11 protein-coding genes and 1 pseudogene are annotated in these 15,722 nt (G+C 59.4%); 10 read left to right on the top strand and 2 right to left on the bottom strand.

What is annotated here, in order from left to right:
* Positions 1-33: 33 nt before the first annotated feature.
* From AC2FD8_RS00955 to AC2FD8_RS00915, 9 genes are all read left to right on the top strand, one after another.
* Positions 34-2,076 (top strand): dynamin family protein, encoded by a 2,043-nt coding sequence (locus tag AC2FD8_RS00955; RefSeq protein WP_496853743.1) that lies wholly within the window; start codon positions 34-36, stop codon positions 2,074-2,076.
* Positions 2,073-3,356: a dynamin family protein gene (locus tag AC2FD8_RS00950; RefSeq protein ID WP_496853744.1), complete on the top strand. Its 1,284-nt coding sequence runs from the start codon at positions 2,073-2,075 to the stop codon at positions 3,354-3,356. The genes AC2FD8_RS00955 and AC2FD8_RS00950 overlap by 4 nt, the downstream gene beginning before the upstream one ends.
* 340 nt (positions 3,357-3,696) lie before the next feature.
* Complete coding sequence (locus AC2FD8_RS00945) at positions 3,697-5,955, top strand: serine/threonine-protein kinase (protein WP_496853746.1); 2,259 nt, start codon at positions 3,697-3,699, stop codon at positions 5,953-5,955.
* Positions 5,956-6,157: 202 nt separating this feature from the next.
* A complete protein-coding gene (locus AC2FD8_RS00940) occupies positions 6,158-7,246 on the top strand; it encodes an FHA domain-containing protein (RefSeq protein WP_496853747.1) in 1,089 nt (362 codons plus the stop codon).
* Between the two features lie 3 nt (positions 7,247-7,249).
* A complete protein-coding gene (locus AC2FD8_RS00935; protein WP_496853748.1) occupies positions 7,250-8,035 on the top strand; it encodes a PP2C family protein-serine/threonine phosphatase in 786 nt (261 codons plus the stop codon).
* A 22-nt stretch (positions 8,036-8,057) separates the two neighbouring features.
* A complete protein-coding gene (locus AC2FD8_RS00930; protein WP_496853749.1) occupies positions 8,058-9,320 on the top strand; it encodes a substrate-binding periplasmic protein in 1,263 nt (420 codons plus the stop codon).
* 45 nt (positions 9,321-9,365) lie between these two features.
* Positions 9,366-10,475, top strand: a complete 1,110-nt coding sequence (locus AC2FD8_RS00925; protein ID WP_170375715.1) for a LysM peptidoglycan-binding domain-containing protein — start codon at positions 9,366-9,368, stop codon at positions 10,473-10,475.
* Positions 10,476-10,515: 40 nt separating this feature from the next.
* Positions 10,516-11,622, top strand: a complete 1,107-nt coding sequence (locus tag AC2FD8_RS00920) for a LysM peptidoglycan-binding domain-containing protein (protein ID WP_496853750.1) — start codon at positions 10,516-10,518, stop codon at positions 11,620-11,622.
* A gap of 146 nt (positions 11,623-11,768) precedes the next feature.
* Positions 11,769-13,028, top strand: coding sequence for an aminotransferase class V-fold PLP-dependent enzyme (locus tag AC2FD8_RS00915; protein WP_496853751.1), 1,260 nt, complete (start codon positions 11,769-11,771; stop codon positions 13,026-13,028).
* A gap of 2 nt (positions 13,029-13,030) precedes the next feature.
* Here AC2FD8_RS00915 and AC2FD8_RS00910 read toward each other — a convergent pair whose 3' ends face one another.
* Both AC2FD8_RS00910 and AC2FD8_RS00905 read right to left on the bottom strand, forming a co-directional pair.
* A complete protein-coding gene (locus AC2FD8_RS00910) occupies positions 13,031-13,291 on the bottom strand; it encodes a TOBE domain-containing protein (protein WP_496874279.1) in 261 nt (86 codons plus the stop codon).
* Positions 13,272-13,882, bottom strand: a pseudogene (locus tag AC2FD8_RS00905) (hypothetical protein); the annotation flags it as partial. The pseudogene AC2FD8_RS00905 and the gene AC2FD8_RS00910, both read right to left, overlap by 20 nt.
* 497 nt (positions 13,883-14,379) lie before the next feature.
* On the opposite strand from AC2FD8_RS00905, the gene AC2FD8_RS00900 reads away from it, so the two are divergent.
* Positions 14,380-15,696, top strand: coding sequence for a lytic murein transglycosylase (locus tag AC2FD8_RS00900; RefSeq protein ID WP_496853753.1), 1,317 nt, complete (start codon positions 14,380-14,382; stop codon positions 15,694-15,696).
* Positions 15,697-15,722 lie beyond the last annotated feature (26 nt).

Raw genomic sequence — 15,722 nt, 5'->3', positions numbered from 1 at the left:
ATCCAGTGTTTCTTGTTATCAAGGTAAAATGTTATGAGTGAAACCAGTCGCCGCGAGCTTATTCGCATCGCCGAAGACATGAACGAGACGAGCAATGACGAAACCCGTCAGTTCATCTCGCGTATTGTCGGGGACCTTTCGGGGTTGAAGCCGTCGATCGCCTTTGTTGGCCAGATCAAGGCGGGAAAATCCCGTTTGATCAACGGCTTCACCGGGCAGGCCGAATACCTGCCTTCGGATGTGAACCCGTGGACGACGGTGATCACCGATATGCATTTCGGCCATCCTTCGGGCCGCACCGAGGGGGCAGAGTTCCACTTCTTTGACAACCATCAGTGGCAGGCTCTGATCGCCGAGGGTGAAGAGCTGCGCAACATGTTCCCTGATGAAGAGGACAGCTATAAGCGCGAAATGATCGAAGAGCAGGTCGAGGCGATGAAAACCCGCGCCCGTCTGCGTCTGGGCGACAGCTACGAACAGCTGTTGGGTCAGCATCACGATCTGGACGACCTGAACTCGGACGATCTGGCCCGCTACGTGTGCGCAGGTGATGATCCGAGTGACACCGAAACCTATGACCCCGGTTCGGATCGGGGTCTTTATAGCGATATCACCCGCAAGGCCGAGGTCTATTTCGACATCGGCCATTTCCCGTTTCCGCTGACCGTTACCGACACGCCGGGCGTCAACGATCCGCTGCTGATCCGCGAGGAAATCTCGCGCCAATACCTCAAGGAATCCGATTTCTTTGTGGTGGTTCTGTCTGCGCATCAGGCCTTGTCGCGGGCTGACCTGAAACTGTTCCGCCTGATGCAGGCGCTGGAGCTGGGCCAGATCGTCGTCTTCATCAACCGCGTGGATGAGCTGGGCGGCGGGGCCGAGGATGCCGGCAAGGTGCGCAGCGATGTTCTGGACGGTCTCGAACAAGCGCTGGGGAACTCGGACATTGATGTGCTGATGGGCAGTGCCCAATGGGCGCATTACGCGTTGACCGGGGATGAGACCGGCGTCAATCACGATGACGTTCTGGCCTGGCTGCGCGCCCACCCCGAGCAGATGCAGCAGTATCTGGACGGAGTGGAAGAGATCAAGCAAGGCCCCGGCCCGATCAGCCGTGAAGGCGTGCTGCGCTTTGCCGCGATGATCGCCTCGGGCCTGCCGGATCTACGGCGGCATGTGACTCAGGCCTTGGTCGACGGACCACGCAGCGAACAGCTGCGGATGGCGTGGCAGCATCTGAACAGTTTCGCGCAGGGCGACTTGGAACGGTCGCAGGCCGAGCTGCGCGCGCTTGAATCCGAAGATGGCTCGGCCAAAGTTGATCTGGATGAAAACAACAAGACGCTTGGCGAACTCAGGGCGCTTGTCACTGACAAGACCGAAGTGATGACGCGCGACATGGATGACGTACTGGCCAATTTGCGCGGCGTCATGGATGACACGGTGGCCGAGGCGGTCTCGGCCGTGGTGCGTGGCCCGGATGGCAATTCGCCTCTGTTGGCCAAAGGTGCTGAGACCGAGCTGAACTTTACCCCTCTGCGCGACCGGATGCGCGAGTTGATCCAGGGGGCCACGCAGGTCGTCCGCCAACGCATGCTGAGCGAGCTTTACGCGATCGACATGCAGGCCAATGCGGCCCTGCGCGCCTTGCCCGGATGGCAGGACCCCGTCGACAATCGCATGAACACCAGCGCGGTGCGGTGGTTCCGTCCGGACACCACAGCCCTGACCCGCGGGATCACGGTTGAATTACGGGTGAACTGGCTGTCTCGCCTGATTTCGCGCAAAAGCGTCGTCACGCGCGCCGAGCGGATGATCGTGCAGGAATTCGAACTGATCGGGGATGACCTGATCGATACGGCGCGTGAAAACCTGATGGAGCGGCTGAAAACGGTTCTGGACCACTATGTGGCGCTGTTGGGCGGCTATCTTGAACACCGGACCGGTTCGGGTGAAACTGATGCCCGGTCCGAGGCGCAGGATGCGTTCGACCGGGCCCGTCGCATTTCGGATGAACTGGAAACGGTGTTCGGCCCGGTGCGTGCGGATGAAGGACAAGCAAAGGCAGCGGAATGATTGAATTTCCCGGAACCGAACAGGATGTCAGGCAGCTTGAGCGCTTTCTGAACGCAACCGAATCCCTGCCAATGGATTCGGCGCTGGAGGATATGCGCGCGAAGGCTCTGGCCCATGCCGAGCGCCTGTCCAACGCGGTCAATATCGGTTTTGCCGGGGAATTTGGCGCGGGCAAATCCAGCCTCGCCAATATGCTGGCCGGGGCGGACATCTTGCCCACCGGCCCACAGCATCTGAAGCTGCCCCTTGTGATCGTCGCCTATGCGGATGCGCCGGAAACCACCGTCGGCTGGTGGGACAAGGAACCCAAGACCTACTCGGGTATCGTGCTTGAGAAAGCGGCCGAGGATAAGCCCGACTTCATCTCGATCGGGTTGAACACGCCCGCGCTGCGCGAGATCTCGCTGTTCGACCTGCCCGGCTCGGGCGCGTTGGATGAGACCTATAAACCAACGCTCGACCTATTGCGTTTCGTGGACTGCGCCATCTGGTGCACCAACGGCACGAATGCCTGGCGCGAGACCGAGCGTCATCTGTGGGCACAGGTTCCGCAGGAATTGCGCGACAACAGTCTGCTGGCCGTAACACATACCGATTTGCCTCATGTCCGTGATGCTCTGGACCGTGTGTTGGCCCGGTTGAACAAGGAAAAAGAAGGCTATTTCAACGCCGTGGTTCCGATCGGCACGCCTGTCGCTGTGAAAGCTATGGCGCAAGAGCCTGAGCCCGATTTTGACCTGTGGGAAAACTGCGGCGGTCAGAATCTGGCCGAAAAGGTGCTTGAGGCAGCTTCCGCACGTCGGATGCATGACCTGAGCGCGGCCCGTAAAGACATTGCCGAGCTGTTTCAGCCCTTTCTGGACACTCTCGCTGGTCCCGAACCAGAGCCTGAGGCCGAAAGCCCCTCGGTTCAAGCTGCGCTTGGATCGGCCCTTCCACCGTTGAACAACCCGATCCTCGAAGACTGGCTGGCCGCGATTGCCAGCATCTATGAGGACCTGCGTGAATCCTCGGATATCGAACCGGCCACGTTCCTGCAAAGCTGTCAGGAAATCGTCGAAGACTTTGCCGAACGTCTGGAACAGGGCGGTGAGATTGACCCCGATGCGGACTGGATTCCCGGTGAATTCGAAAAGGCCACCGACCTTCTGCTGCTGCTGCAATTCGAAAGCGGCGACGCGCCTTTGCGGGATGCCATCAGCATTCTGGCGCAGCTGAGCGACAACCTCGCTTGGGCTGGCAGCTCTGTCGCGACCGAGCAGTCCAAAACCGGAACCTGATGCGCTCCACCTGGAATTGAGCTGCACTGCCGCGATTCGAGGCTTGCCCAAAACGATTCCCCATTGTTTCGAAATTGTAGACCAACTGCATGTTTTGGTCCGTTCAGTTTTCGTATTATGCCTCCTACTTTACCACATATAGTCATATTTGTGGATCGTGTCACTAAATGTTGATTTGAAGAAAAAACGATCCATAGTGAAGCCATGAGGCGGCCCCAATAAAGTCAAATTTGAAACGTCTAACCGGACTTAAGTGTCCTGCGGTTGTTTTTGGTTATGAGTTCGCGGGCTGATTGCCCAGTTTTCTGTACCGCGATTTGAGAAATACGGGCGGATTGAAATGAGCCATAACCAGGCTGTCGGTGCATCGCACGACGAACCAAAAATTGAAGGTCTGCAACCCGGAGCCAAGCTCCTGCGGGGGCAGTATGAAATCCTGAGCTATCTCAGCAATGGGGGCTTTGGAATCACCTATCTTGCCCGTGACAGCCTGGAGCGGGACGTGGTGATCAAGGAATGTTTCCCCGGCGCGCTCTGCCGTCGCGATGGAGACCTGGTCGAAGCCGCTGATCCGTCCTACTCCGAAGACCTGCGCGCGATCGTGGACCTCTTCATCCAGGAAGCGCGCAATCACGCCCGACTGGTGCATCCCAACATCGTCGACGTGCATCAGGTGTTCGAGGACAACAACACCGCCTATATCGCCATGGACCTGATCCGCGGGTGCGACCTGCTGGACTACATGGACAAGCCTGAAAACGAAAGCGGTCCTGACTTCATCGTGCAGGTGACCGAAAAGATGCTGTCGGCGGTCTCGTTCATCCACCAGAGCGGTATGCTGCACCGGGACATTTCCCCCGACAACATCCTGATCGACGAGAATGGCGATCCGGTTCTGATCGACTTTGGCGCCGCGCGCGAACAGGCGGCGAACAAGTCGGCGGCGCTGTTGACGCTGCGGGTGATCAAGGATGGCTACTCGCCCCATGAATTCTACGTGCGCGGTGCCGAGCAAGGCCCCAGCAGTGACCTCTATGTATTGGCGGCAACGCTGTACCATGCGATCAGTGGTGAGCGTCCGATTGATGGTCAAAGCCGCCTGAACGCGTTCAACAACGATCAGGATGATCCCTATACCCCGCTGACCGGACGGTTCGACGGCTACCCCGAAGGGTTCCTCGAGGCGATTGACAAGGCGATGGAGGTTCACGCCACCGACCGCCTGCAATCGGCGCTGGACTGGCTGCGCATGTTCCGCGGGCCGGGGGTGATGTTCGATACATTCGCCTATCGCCCGGTCTCGGTTATCGTCGGCATGGACCGCGAGGACAAAGAGGCCGAGAAAGCCCGGATCAAGGCCGAAAGTGAAAACGCCGAGGCGGTTGTGACCGCTCTGTTGGCTGGCAATTCCGATATCGTCATGGGCAATGAGGACAAGAAGGAAGACGACCTGTCCAAGCTCGCGCCGCGCGAGGAATCGGCGGCTGCCGTTGATACGGTTGTCAAAAGCGGATCGAGCGGCAATGGCAAGCTATTGGCAGGTGTCGCCGTTGTGGCCATTGCTCTGGCTGCAGGCGGATATGTGATGATGTCCGGCGACGCGGACACAGCCGAAACCACCGCGCCGGCGGCCCCTGCGACGGAAGCGGTTGAACCCGAAACCGCCGCAGTGGAACCCGAAATCAAAGCGGCGGAAACAGAAACAGCGGCGGTTGAACCGACCGAAACTGAAGAGCCCGCACAGGAACTGGAACAGGTCAGCGCTGCAGTGCAGCCTGTCGAGCAGGAGCCGGTTGAAACTGCGGAGACGGCTCCCACAGAAACAGCCCCCGCAGAAACGGTGACCGAAGAAGCAACGCCTGAAGAAACCGCAGCTGCTGCGCCCGAAGAAACAGCAGTCGGGAACGAAGAATCCGAAGCCGCACCCGAAGAAACGGCAGCCGCGTCCGAAGTGACCGCGCCTGAGGCCGAGGCCCCGGCAATTCCGGTCAATCTGGCCGAGGCTCAGGTGGCGTTCTCGCATTGGGATGTTGAGGTTCCGTTTGACACGTCGCGCCGTCGCGCCTCGACCGGTAGCATGTTCTCGGTCACGGGTGTGGATGCCAATCAGGATATGTCGGTGATCGGCGACTGGGTGCAGCGCGGGACCACCATCTTTACACTGAACGGCAAGCCCGTGCGCGCCGATGCCTCCTTTGCAGCACAAGTGCTTGAGAACCTGCAGGTTGATCCCGACGGGTATCTGCGCGTGGCCGCACGGTACCGTTCTTTGGGTGAGACACGCGCGCAAAACGGTTTGCTGGCTCTGCCTGCATTCCGCTCAGTCGGGTTGGAAAATGGCTACGGCTTTAGCGTCAATGGCAATGGGGCCGGTGGCTGGCAGACTGTCGTGACAGAGGTGCCCGAGGGTGCATCGGGCAGCTTGCAAACAGGGGATGTGCTGGTCAGCGAGGCCGGAACAGGCTTTGCGTTCGAAGAACCGGAAAGCCTCGATGCGGTGCTGGCGGAACTGGTCTCGGGCGAACAGCCTCAGGCGCGGTTTGCGGTATCGCGCAACGGTTCCGATGCAAACGCAACCATGCCCCTTGCGCAGGAGTGATCAGACCGGTTCGAATGTATTCTGCCAGCGTGTGTTTGCTGAGGGTGGCCCCCAAATACAGCCATCCTGACGGGATCCGGCCCGACGCAGAAAGGTAAATAGTTTTCTGGTTTCAAGATTGAAGACCGCAGCGCGGACAGGCGCGGTGCGGGTAGCGAAACGGCACAAAATTGCGTGCCAACAAGTTGAAGGTGTCGACACCATGTTCAAATACAAAAGCCCTCTCAGCCGGCTTCTAGAAGGTGCCGGCAAAGCCAAGGAAGAAGAAACGACTGAGGCAACGGCCCCAGCCGAAGACAAGCCCGAACCGATTGCCGATTTCAACGCGCTGCGTGCGGCGCTGGGTGGCGGCAACCTGGCCTCGGAAAGCTATGAAGAGACCTATGACGAGGCAGATGAGCTAACTGTTGAAGGCGAAATGCCCGAGTTTTCGGATGCCGAGGACACGGCTGAGGTCACCGTCGAAGAGATCTCGGTCTTCGCAGAAGAGGCTCCGGCGCCCGAAGAGGTGGCCGAAGACCCGGCAATTGCCGAGCCCCAAGACGATGAGCAGATCGTGACACTGCATTTGTCGGAAAACGAGCGTGTCGAAGCGCCGGTACAGGATGAGATCCAAGCGGCAGAGCCCGAAGCAATCGAACCCGTCGCGGTGGAGCCTGCTCCGGAACCGGCCCCCGCTCCGGTCGAGCCTGAGGTCGAAGTTCTGGAGCCTGTGGCTGAAACCCCGGAACCGCAGCCCGAACCCGAACCGCAGCCCGAACCCGAAGTGCAGGCCGCAACTGTTGAGCCCATACCGGCTCCAGCGCCGACTCCGGCCCCGGCCCAAGCTGAGGACCGCCGCTCGCGCGTGAAGACCACTTTCCTGGGCTTTGAGCGGGCAGACACCCACGTTCAGGATCTGATAGAAACCGCCGAGCCGGTCGCCAAGGCCGAAGCCGCGCAAGAAACCTTCCCGGTGGGTTGGCTGGTTGTCACCAATGGCCCCGGCCGTGGGTCCAGCATCACCCTGACAGAAGGCCTGATGCAGATCGGGCGCAATGATGATCAGGCCATCCAGCTGGATTTCGGCGACACTGGTATCTCGCGCAGCAACCATGCCGTGATTGCGTATGACCCGGAAGATCGCAAATGTTATCTGGGTCATGGCGGCAAGGCCAATCTGGTGCGCCTGAATGGCAAGCCGGTTCTCAGCACTGTGGCGTTGTCCAATGGCGATCTGGTCCGCATCAGCGAAACCTCAATCCGTTTCATGGCCTTCTGCGACGAAGGTTTTGATTGGCGGGATTCCTGATAGATGCTCGCGACTCCGGCATATGACGTTGCGGTGATCCTGAACCAGGGTCAGCGGGACACGCAGGAGGATGCGGTCGCTGCGCGCATGTTCGACGCGGCGGATGCAGGCTATGTGGTGGTTGCCGACGGAATGGGCGGGCATGAGGCCGGTGAGGTCGCATCAGGCCTAGTGGTCGCCGCCTGGCGCGAGGCGCTGGACGCCGAGCTGGAAAGCGACACTCTGTCGGAACGCGCGGCGATAGATGCGCTGCCGCTGGCGGCCATGCAGGCCAACGCTCTGATTTCGAACCAAAATGAAGAACGGGGCCAAGGCTGCAATATGGGGTCCACCTTGCTGGGCACCCTGCTGCTGGGGCAACGTCTGTTCTGGATTTCGATCGGCGACAGCCCGCTATACCTGTTCCGGGATGGCGCGCTGATGCAGATCAACGAAGACCACTCGATGGCACCGATGATCGACGCGCAGGTTGCCGATGGCACGCTGACCGAAGCACAGGCCTGGTCTCATCCGGATCGCAATCAGTTGACCTCGGTCATCATGGGCGGCGCGATCCCCAAAGTGGACTGCCCCGAAGATCCGATGGCGGTCACGTCTGCGGATATCCTTATCCTTGGCAGCGACGGCCTGCAGACCCTGACCGATGTCGAGATTCAGGCGGTTGTGGGCGCCCACGCGCAGGCATTGGCGCAAGACATCGCCGAAGCACTGCAGCAGGCAGTGCTGGCAAAGAACAACCCAGATCAGGACAACCTTTCCATCGCAGTCGTGAGACTGACGAAACAATAATAAAGGCAAGGCAACAGGACCCATGAAAAACACATTGATCATATCGAGCCTGGCCCTGGCGGCGGCTACAGGTGCAGCATCGGCGCAAGAGGCGTGTTCGAACTACGAGATTCAGCGCGGTGACAGCCTGAGAGAGCTGTCGATTCAGGTCTATGCGACGGAAGACTTCCGTATCATCTATGATGCCAACCGCGATGTGATTGGATCCAATCCGAACATCATCCGGGTCGGCGATGTGCTGGCCATGCCCTGCCTTGAAGATATCGGTCGCACTCCGGTTCTGGCTGATTCCGAGGCCGAGCGTCTGGCCGCCGAAATGGCAGCCGAGCTGGTCAAAGCTGCCGAAGAGCGTGCAGAACAGGCAATCGCTGAGGCCGAAGCCCGTGTGGCCGCCGCCGAAGCCGAGGCCAAGCAGGTGAGTGAACAGGCCGTGGTTGAAGCCAAGGCCGCCGCACGTGAAGAAATCGAGGCCGCACGCGCCGAAGGCGCCGCCCTGATCCGCGACGCTGGTACGGGAGAACGCCCCGAAGTGCGCGACCGTCAGGTGCTTTTGATCACCGGCGGCAACTATCAGCCCTTCACCGACGAAGCGCTGCCGCACCGGGGTCTCTTTACGAATCTGGTTGAAACCGCAATGCTGCGCGCCGCGCCCGAGCAGGCCTACAAGATACAGTTCGTCAACGACTGGAACTCACATCTGGATCTGCTGATGCCGACACTTGCGTTTGACGGCACTTTCCCCTGGTCGCGTCCAAATTGCGAAGAACCTGCGGCGCTGTCCGAAAGCGACCGCAACCGCTGTGAGACCTACAACTTCTCGAACCCGTTCTACGAAGTGGTCGACACGTTCTTTGCCCGCGAAGGCACAAGCTATGTCGAAGCGCTCAGCTACGCTGATTTCGCGGGCACCACGATCTGCCGCCCTGAAGGTTGGTCGCTGTCACACATGGATGCAGTCAGCCTGTACGAGCCAATCATCACCTTGCTGCGCCCGGAATCGCCAGACGAATGCTTTGAAGCCGTGATGACGGGCGAGGCCGACATTGTCGCAATCGAAGCGCACCTGGCCGACGGAGCCATCGGTCGCCTTGGCTACGAACACCGCATTGTCGAGAACCCGAATTTGGCGGCGATCAAGTCGCTGAATATCATGACGCACAAGGACAACCCGGACGGAGAAGCGATTCTGGAAACGCTCAACAAGGGTCTGGCGATCATGCAGCAATCCGGTGAATGGCGAGACATCGTGTCATCCGCTCTTCGCTATCAAATGGAAAACGGCTGAGAAAACTGAAAAGCCATCTCAAATTTTATCTGGAGAAAACACCGAATGCCCAACTTCACGCTCCATAATGTTGCGTTGACAACCGCTGCCGTATTGACGGTCAGTGCCGGAGCCGCTGCCGCCCAACAAGCCTGTACGAATTATACCGTGCAGGACGGCGATACCATGGCGTCCATCGCGCTGACCGCGTATGGCACGTCCAACTACCAGCCCATCTTCAACGCGAACCGCGATGCGATCAGCAACCCCAACGCGCTGGATCCTGGGCTGTCTCTGGTCCTGCCTTGTGAGGACGGAAACCTGCCAAACGGTCAGAGCGCAAGCGACATCATCGCGGCGCAGCAGGAGCGTTTTGCAAACTCTGCGCAGAGCAGTGCGTTCAAACGGCCGATCAAACTGGTGACCGGCAATGGCTGGGCTCCGTTCGCGGATGAAACCCTGAACGGTGGCGGGTTCATCACCCGTCTGGGCACCACAACGCTGCAGCGTGGTGGCAATAACGAGCAATTCTCGATCAGCTTCGTGGATGACTGGAACTCGCATATCGAAACCCTGCTGCCGCTGGGCGCGTTTGATGTGTCGATGGCCTGGAATATCCCCGACTGCACCAACCGCAGCTATGAGTGGTCATGGGAGACCGAGGTTCGCTGCACGCAGTTCCACGCCTCGGCCCCGGTCTATGACATCGTTTTCGGTTTCTACAGCGTGCCCGAGGGCAAATACGCCGGAGCCACCAGCTTTGATGATCTGCACGGCGCCACGATCTGCCGTATGGAAGGCTGGCCTCTGCACGATCTGGAGCAAGAAGGTTTGCTGCGCGACGACACCATGACGGTTGTGCAGCCCGCCACCGCACGGGAATGCCTGGATGCGGTCATCACTGGAACAGCCGACATCGCCACGTTCGAATTGCAGCTGTTCGCAGACGCCATGAGCGAAATGGGCCTGAATGCCAACGACCTAGTCGAGAACCCCTATGTCTCGACGCTGTCGTCCCTTCGCTTCATCACTCACCGGTCCAATCCTCAGGGTCAAAGATACCTTGCCCTGATGAACAAGGGCCTGAACGAAATGCGTGAAACCGGGGAATGGTACGCCATCATCTCGGATAGCCTGAATGAGCATAACGAAAGACTGCTAGACGCAATCAACTGAAACCTCATCTCCACATTCCAACTTATGGGAGGAATAAAAAATGCTAAGAGAAAAACTCAATACCAAAGTGATGACGGCAACCGCCGTCCTCACACTCTCCGCAGGTGCTGCAGCAGCGCAGGAAGCCTGTACAAGCTACACCGTGCAGGACGGCGACACGATGGCAACCATCGCCATCGCAGCCTATGGCACATCGAACTATCAGCCGATCTTCAACGCGAACCGCAACGAGATCACCAACCCCAATTCGCTAGAGCCCGGTCTGGTCCTGGCTCTGCCGTGTGAGGATGGCAGCCTGCCCAACGGTCAGTCGGCGCAGGAAATCATCGCGGCGGAAGAACAGCGTGCGGCCAGCGTGAAACGGTCGAACGTCTATGCTCCGCCGATCAAGATGGTTGCTGGCAACGGCTGGGAGCCGTTCACGACAGAATCCCTGAGCGGTGGCGGCATCATGACCCGCCTGGCGACAACCAGCCTGCAGCGTGCCGGTAACAGCCGCGACTACTCGGTCAGCTTCGTGGATGACTGGTCTTCGCACCTGGACACTCTGTTGCCGCTGGGCGCGTTTGACATCTCGATCGCCTGGACGCTGCCCGATTGTACGAACCGCTCTTATGAGTGGTCTGCGGCAACCGAAGCCCGCTGCACGCAGTTTGTGGCGTCTGTTCCTATCTATGACGTTGTCGGCGGCTTCTTCACGCTGCCTGAAAGCGAATACGCCAACGCAACAGAGTTTTCGGATCTTGAAGGCGCAACCCTTTGCCGTATGGCGGGTTGGAGCATGGTTGTTCTGGAAGAAGTTGGCCTGAACAGCAAGAATCTGAGCCTGGTTCACCCCAACTCAGCGCGTGAGTGTCTGGATGCCGTTCTCACCGGTACAGCAGATGTTGCTGCATTCGAGGTTGAGCTGTTTGCCTCAACCATGAATGACATGGGTTTGACATCGGACGATATCGTCGAGAACCCCTATGTTTCGACACTCTCGTCGATGAGCTTCATGGCCCACCGTTCGAACCCGTTTGCGCGCGAATACATCGCGATGATGAACAAAGGTCTGAACGAAATGCGCCAGTCCGGCGAATGGTACGCCATTATCTCGGACACGCTGCGCGAGCAGAACGAAAAGCTGAACGCCGGTTCGAACTGATCCCTCGGTTCAACTGACGCGGAAGGGCCGGTTGTTTCAATCGGCCCTTTTTCTTGTCATGGGGACAAATCCGGTGTTTGAATTCGATCTGTTCGGCATGCCTGTGCAAGCTGTCCGAACGCTCTGACTTTCCACAGGACTGACCCATGATCCAAGACAACCCCGCGCTTATTGATGCCATTCGCGACAGGTTCGCCCATGTCGACACGTGCCCGTTTCAGGGTGAACGCATTTTCTTTGAGAATGCAGGCGGCGCCCTGACGTTGAAATCGGTGGCCGAGACCTCGGCTTTTTATGCGGCGATCCCAGACAATCCGGGCCGTATCAACCCGGCGGGGCAGGGTACGCAGAATGTGATCAACAAGGCCAAACAGGATCTGGGAGTGTTCATGAACGCCTCAAGCGGCCAGTTCTTTGCCGGCGAAAGCGGGACCGAGCTGTTGTTCCGCATGATCCGCACCGCCTGTCTGGCCGCACCCAAGGGGGCCAAAGTGATCGGGTCCTCCATTGAACACCCGGCCACCCGCAGCGCCGCGCGCCGCTGGGCCGAGATTGCCGGGCTCGATTACGTGAACGTGCCGCATGACAACGATACCGGTCTGGTCACGGCTGAGGACTACACCGCACTGATGACCCCGGATGTGGCGGTGGCGACGATTCTGCATGCCTCACCTGTGACAGGCATGGGCATGGATGTGGCCGCGATCTCGGCTGCGATCCGGGCGGTTGCGCCGGATTGCATGATCATCGTCGACGGCATCCAGCACGCAGCCCACGGGCAACTCGATCTGGATGCCTACAACGTCGATGGCTATGCGATCTCACCTTACAAAGTGTTCTCGCGCCACGGATACGGGATTGCGTGGATCTCTGACCGGCTGACCCATACGCCGCATGACATGCTGATCGACGCCCCCGCGACAGGGTGGGAGTTCGGCACCCGCGATACTGGTTCTTACGCGACGGTCTCGGATGTGGTGTCCTATTTCGACTGGCTGGGTGGGGAAGTGTCGGACGAGTCTGACCCGCGCGCCCGCATCGAGGCTGCGGGTCGCGCCATTCATGCCTACGAAACGCACCTGACCGATACGGCTATAAACGGTACCGGAAATCTGCCGGGTCTGCGCGATATGGATCACGTCACCATTCTGGCCGGGGCAGACAACCCGGCGCGCGAGGGGCTGGTGTCGATTGTGATCAAAGGCAAGGCCTCCGAAGATGTGGTCGAGACGCTGAACCAGCAGGGCATTCGAACCCATACACGCAAGGCCGACCATTACTCGGGCAATGTTCTGGGGCCATTGGGGCTATCGGACTGCATCCGCATTTCCTTCTGTCACTACAACACGGAACAGGAAATCGCCCGCCTCTTGGCCGCGGTCAAAGAGCTTGGGGAAGACGCGTAGCGCTAAAGTCTCTGCCCGTCTTCGCCAAAGGCGAGGACGTTGGCCTTATCGAACGCAATCCCGGTCTGCGCACCCGGTTCAACCCTGTGCTGACCGAAAGCGCGGATTGTGAAGGGCTTTCCGGTTCCGATATCGATCATGATATTTGTATCGGCTTCCAGGTTCTCCACGTGCACCACTGTGCCGGATAGGGCCCCAGTTTCCGCATGAGTAGCGTATTCCTGAAGTATGCCGAAATAGGTGCCCTTTGGACCGCCGATCATAGGCGCTCCAGGTCTCATTCTCAAGGTTCGGCGTAGCGCGCGACAGGATCTGGTAGGTCGAGCGGATGGTCGAGCCACACTCGCCACGCCAGCTAACGAACTCCTGCGCCAGCGGGTCCTCCATCGCGACGTCAAAGCTGGACAGCGAGAAGAAGCCGGGCAGGGCGTTGGCGTAGATGGTTGAGAACTCTTCCGAGCCGACCCAATCCAGGAAGGTGCGCGCAGCCTCAGCATTCGATCAGAGTCAGGCGACCTTCTTCACCTTTCCAGTAGTTCGGGCCCGATGCTTTTGGGTCATGGTGGCCGCGCCGTCATCGGTCTGCCACGCAGAATTCGCCACGTCCGAGAAATTGGCCATGCCGCCCAGATCGGACAGAGCTGTCAGGTGACTGGCCGCATAAAGACCAAGCGAGGTGTCGAACGGGCGGCAGGTGATCAGGTCTCCGGCCGACCCGGCCTCCAGTTTGGCGTTCAGGGCGGCGTTGTATTCCGCAGGGGCCGAGGGTGTGATCCGGATCTGATATCTGGGTTTTGTGTCTCAAACGCGGGGATGATCTTTTCCTGCCACAGGGCCAGATCGTCATCGCGCCAAAAGCGTCTCGGCCCGGTCTGGGCTGTCGACGCTTGCGACCAGCAAGATTGCCTGTTTCACGTTGCCGACCGCGTGGGTCAGTGCCGCGCTGGCCTGATCTGCCGAGACCCCGGCGATCTTTCCAACGATCCCTTCCGCACGCTGGCGCAGTTTGTGAACCAGAAGAACGGGGCCTCGGAGTTGTTGGTGATCCCGATGACCTTTGCGGCCTGCGCGCGCAGGGCGAATTCGACGGCATGGGGCGTGCCGTTTGAACAGGCGCTGCGGATGGCCAGCCTTGTGCCTGCGAACCTGATCGGCAACCGCCAGATCGGACGTCTGGTCAAAGGCGCGCTGGCACATGTCTTACATATCGGCTCCGAGGGGATCTGCTGGCTGTCTGGCAGGACGGGCAGAAAATCCGAGGCTGACTTTGTCGGCGGGAGCGCTCTGCGTGCTTTGAAAACTGCCCATTTTGCGCTATCCTGAGGCAGAGCAGTAATCAGGAAAAAACGGAATGCGTAAATGCATAGGCGGCGTCATGACCGCTGCATTGTGGGCATCCATGATGCAGGCAGGTTTAGCAGAAAATTCGCTAAGGTCCGAAAATCGAGTTTTGGACAATGCGATACAATTGGCCTCGGCGGATGTTGTGGTCTCACTCCGGCCCGTGCCGCGACCCCCGGCTGAGGCGGTTCGGGTGTCGGTAGAAGGCAATGCCCGCTTTCAGGCATGGCTCGGCGCGTTTCAGCGGCGGGCGATGGCGCAAGGTATCACTCGGCAGACCTTGGATCGGGCCTTGGCCGGGCTGAGCTATGACCAAAAGGTCATCAAACAGGATCGCAATCAGGCAGAGTTTTCAAAGCCAATCTGGGAGTATCTGGACGTGGCCGTCTCGGACACGCGCATTGCCAATGGCCGCGCGGGTTTGGACCGGCATCGGAAAGTCCTGCGGCAGATCGAGGCGCAATATGGCGTCGAAAAAGAGGTTGTAGTTGCTATTTGGGGCCTTGAAACCTCATTCGGGTCTTATCGTGGCAGCGATCAAACAATCCGTTCACTGGCGACATTGGCCTTTGATGCCCGTCGTGCGTCGTTTTTCGAAACGCAGTTGATCGCCGCTTTGCGGATCATTCAGGCCGGAGATGTAAGTGCGGGTCGCATGGTGGGCAGCTGGGCCGGCGCAATGGGGCATACGCAATTCATGCCGACCTCATATCTGGACCACGCAGTTGATTTCGATGGCGATGGGCGGCGTGACATCTGGTCTGAGGACCCGACAGATGCGCTGGCCTCGGCCGCTGCTTATCTGGCCCGACATGGATGGACCAAGGGGCAACCCTGGGGTGTCGAGGTGCGTCTGCCCGAGGGGTTCGACTATGCGACGGCCAAGCGCGACTACACTCTGATGCCGTCCGACTGGGCGGCGCGCGGTGTGGTCGGGCGGGATGGAAGGCCGGTGCGCAACCATGGGCCAGCTGCGATCCTGCTGCCTGCGGGCGGGCAGGGTGTGGCGTTGATGGTCTTCGATAATTTCGGCGTGATCGAGGCGTATAACGGCGCGGATGCCTATGTGATCGGGATTGGCCATTTGTCGGATCGCCTCAGTGGAAAGACTCCGTTTCAGGCCAGTTGGCCGCGTGGCGACCGGGTGCTGAGTTTTACCGAGAAAAAGGAATTGCAGACGCGGCTGACCCAAGCCGGGTTCGATACACAGGGTATAGACGGGCGTACGGGGCCGAATACGGTGAATGCGGTGCGGGCCTATCAGATGGCGCAAGGGTTGCTGCCCGATGGCTATGCGTCCATTCGACTGCTTGAGCGGTTGAGGTAAAGGAGGGGGGCTCTGCCCCCGCCGCC

It is taken from the genome of Ruegeria sp. YTSC192, from assembly GCF_059609705.1.
This window is presented reverse-complemented; position numbering and strand designations above follow the sequence as displayed.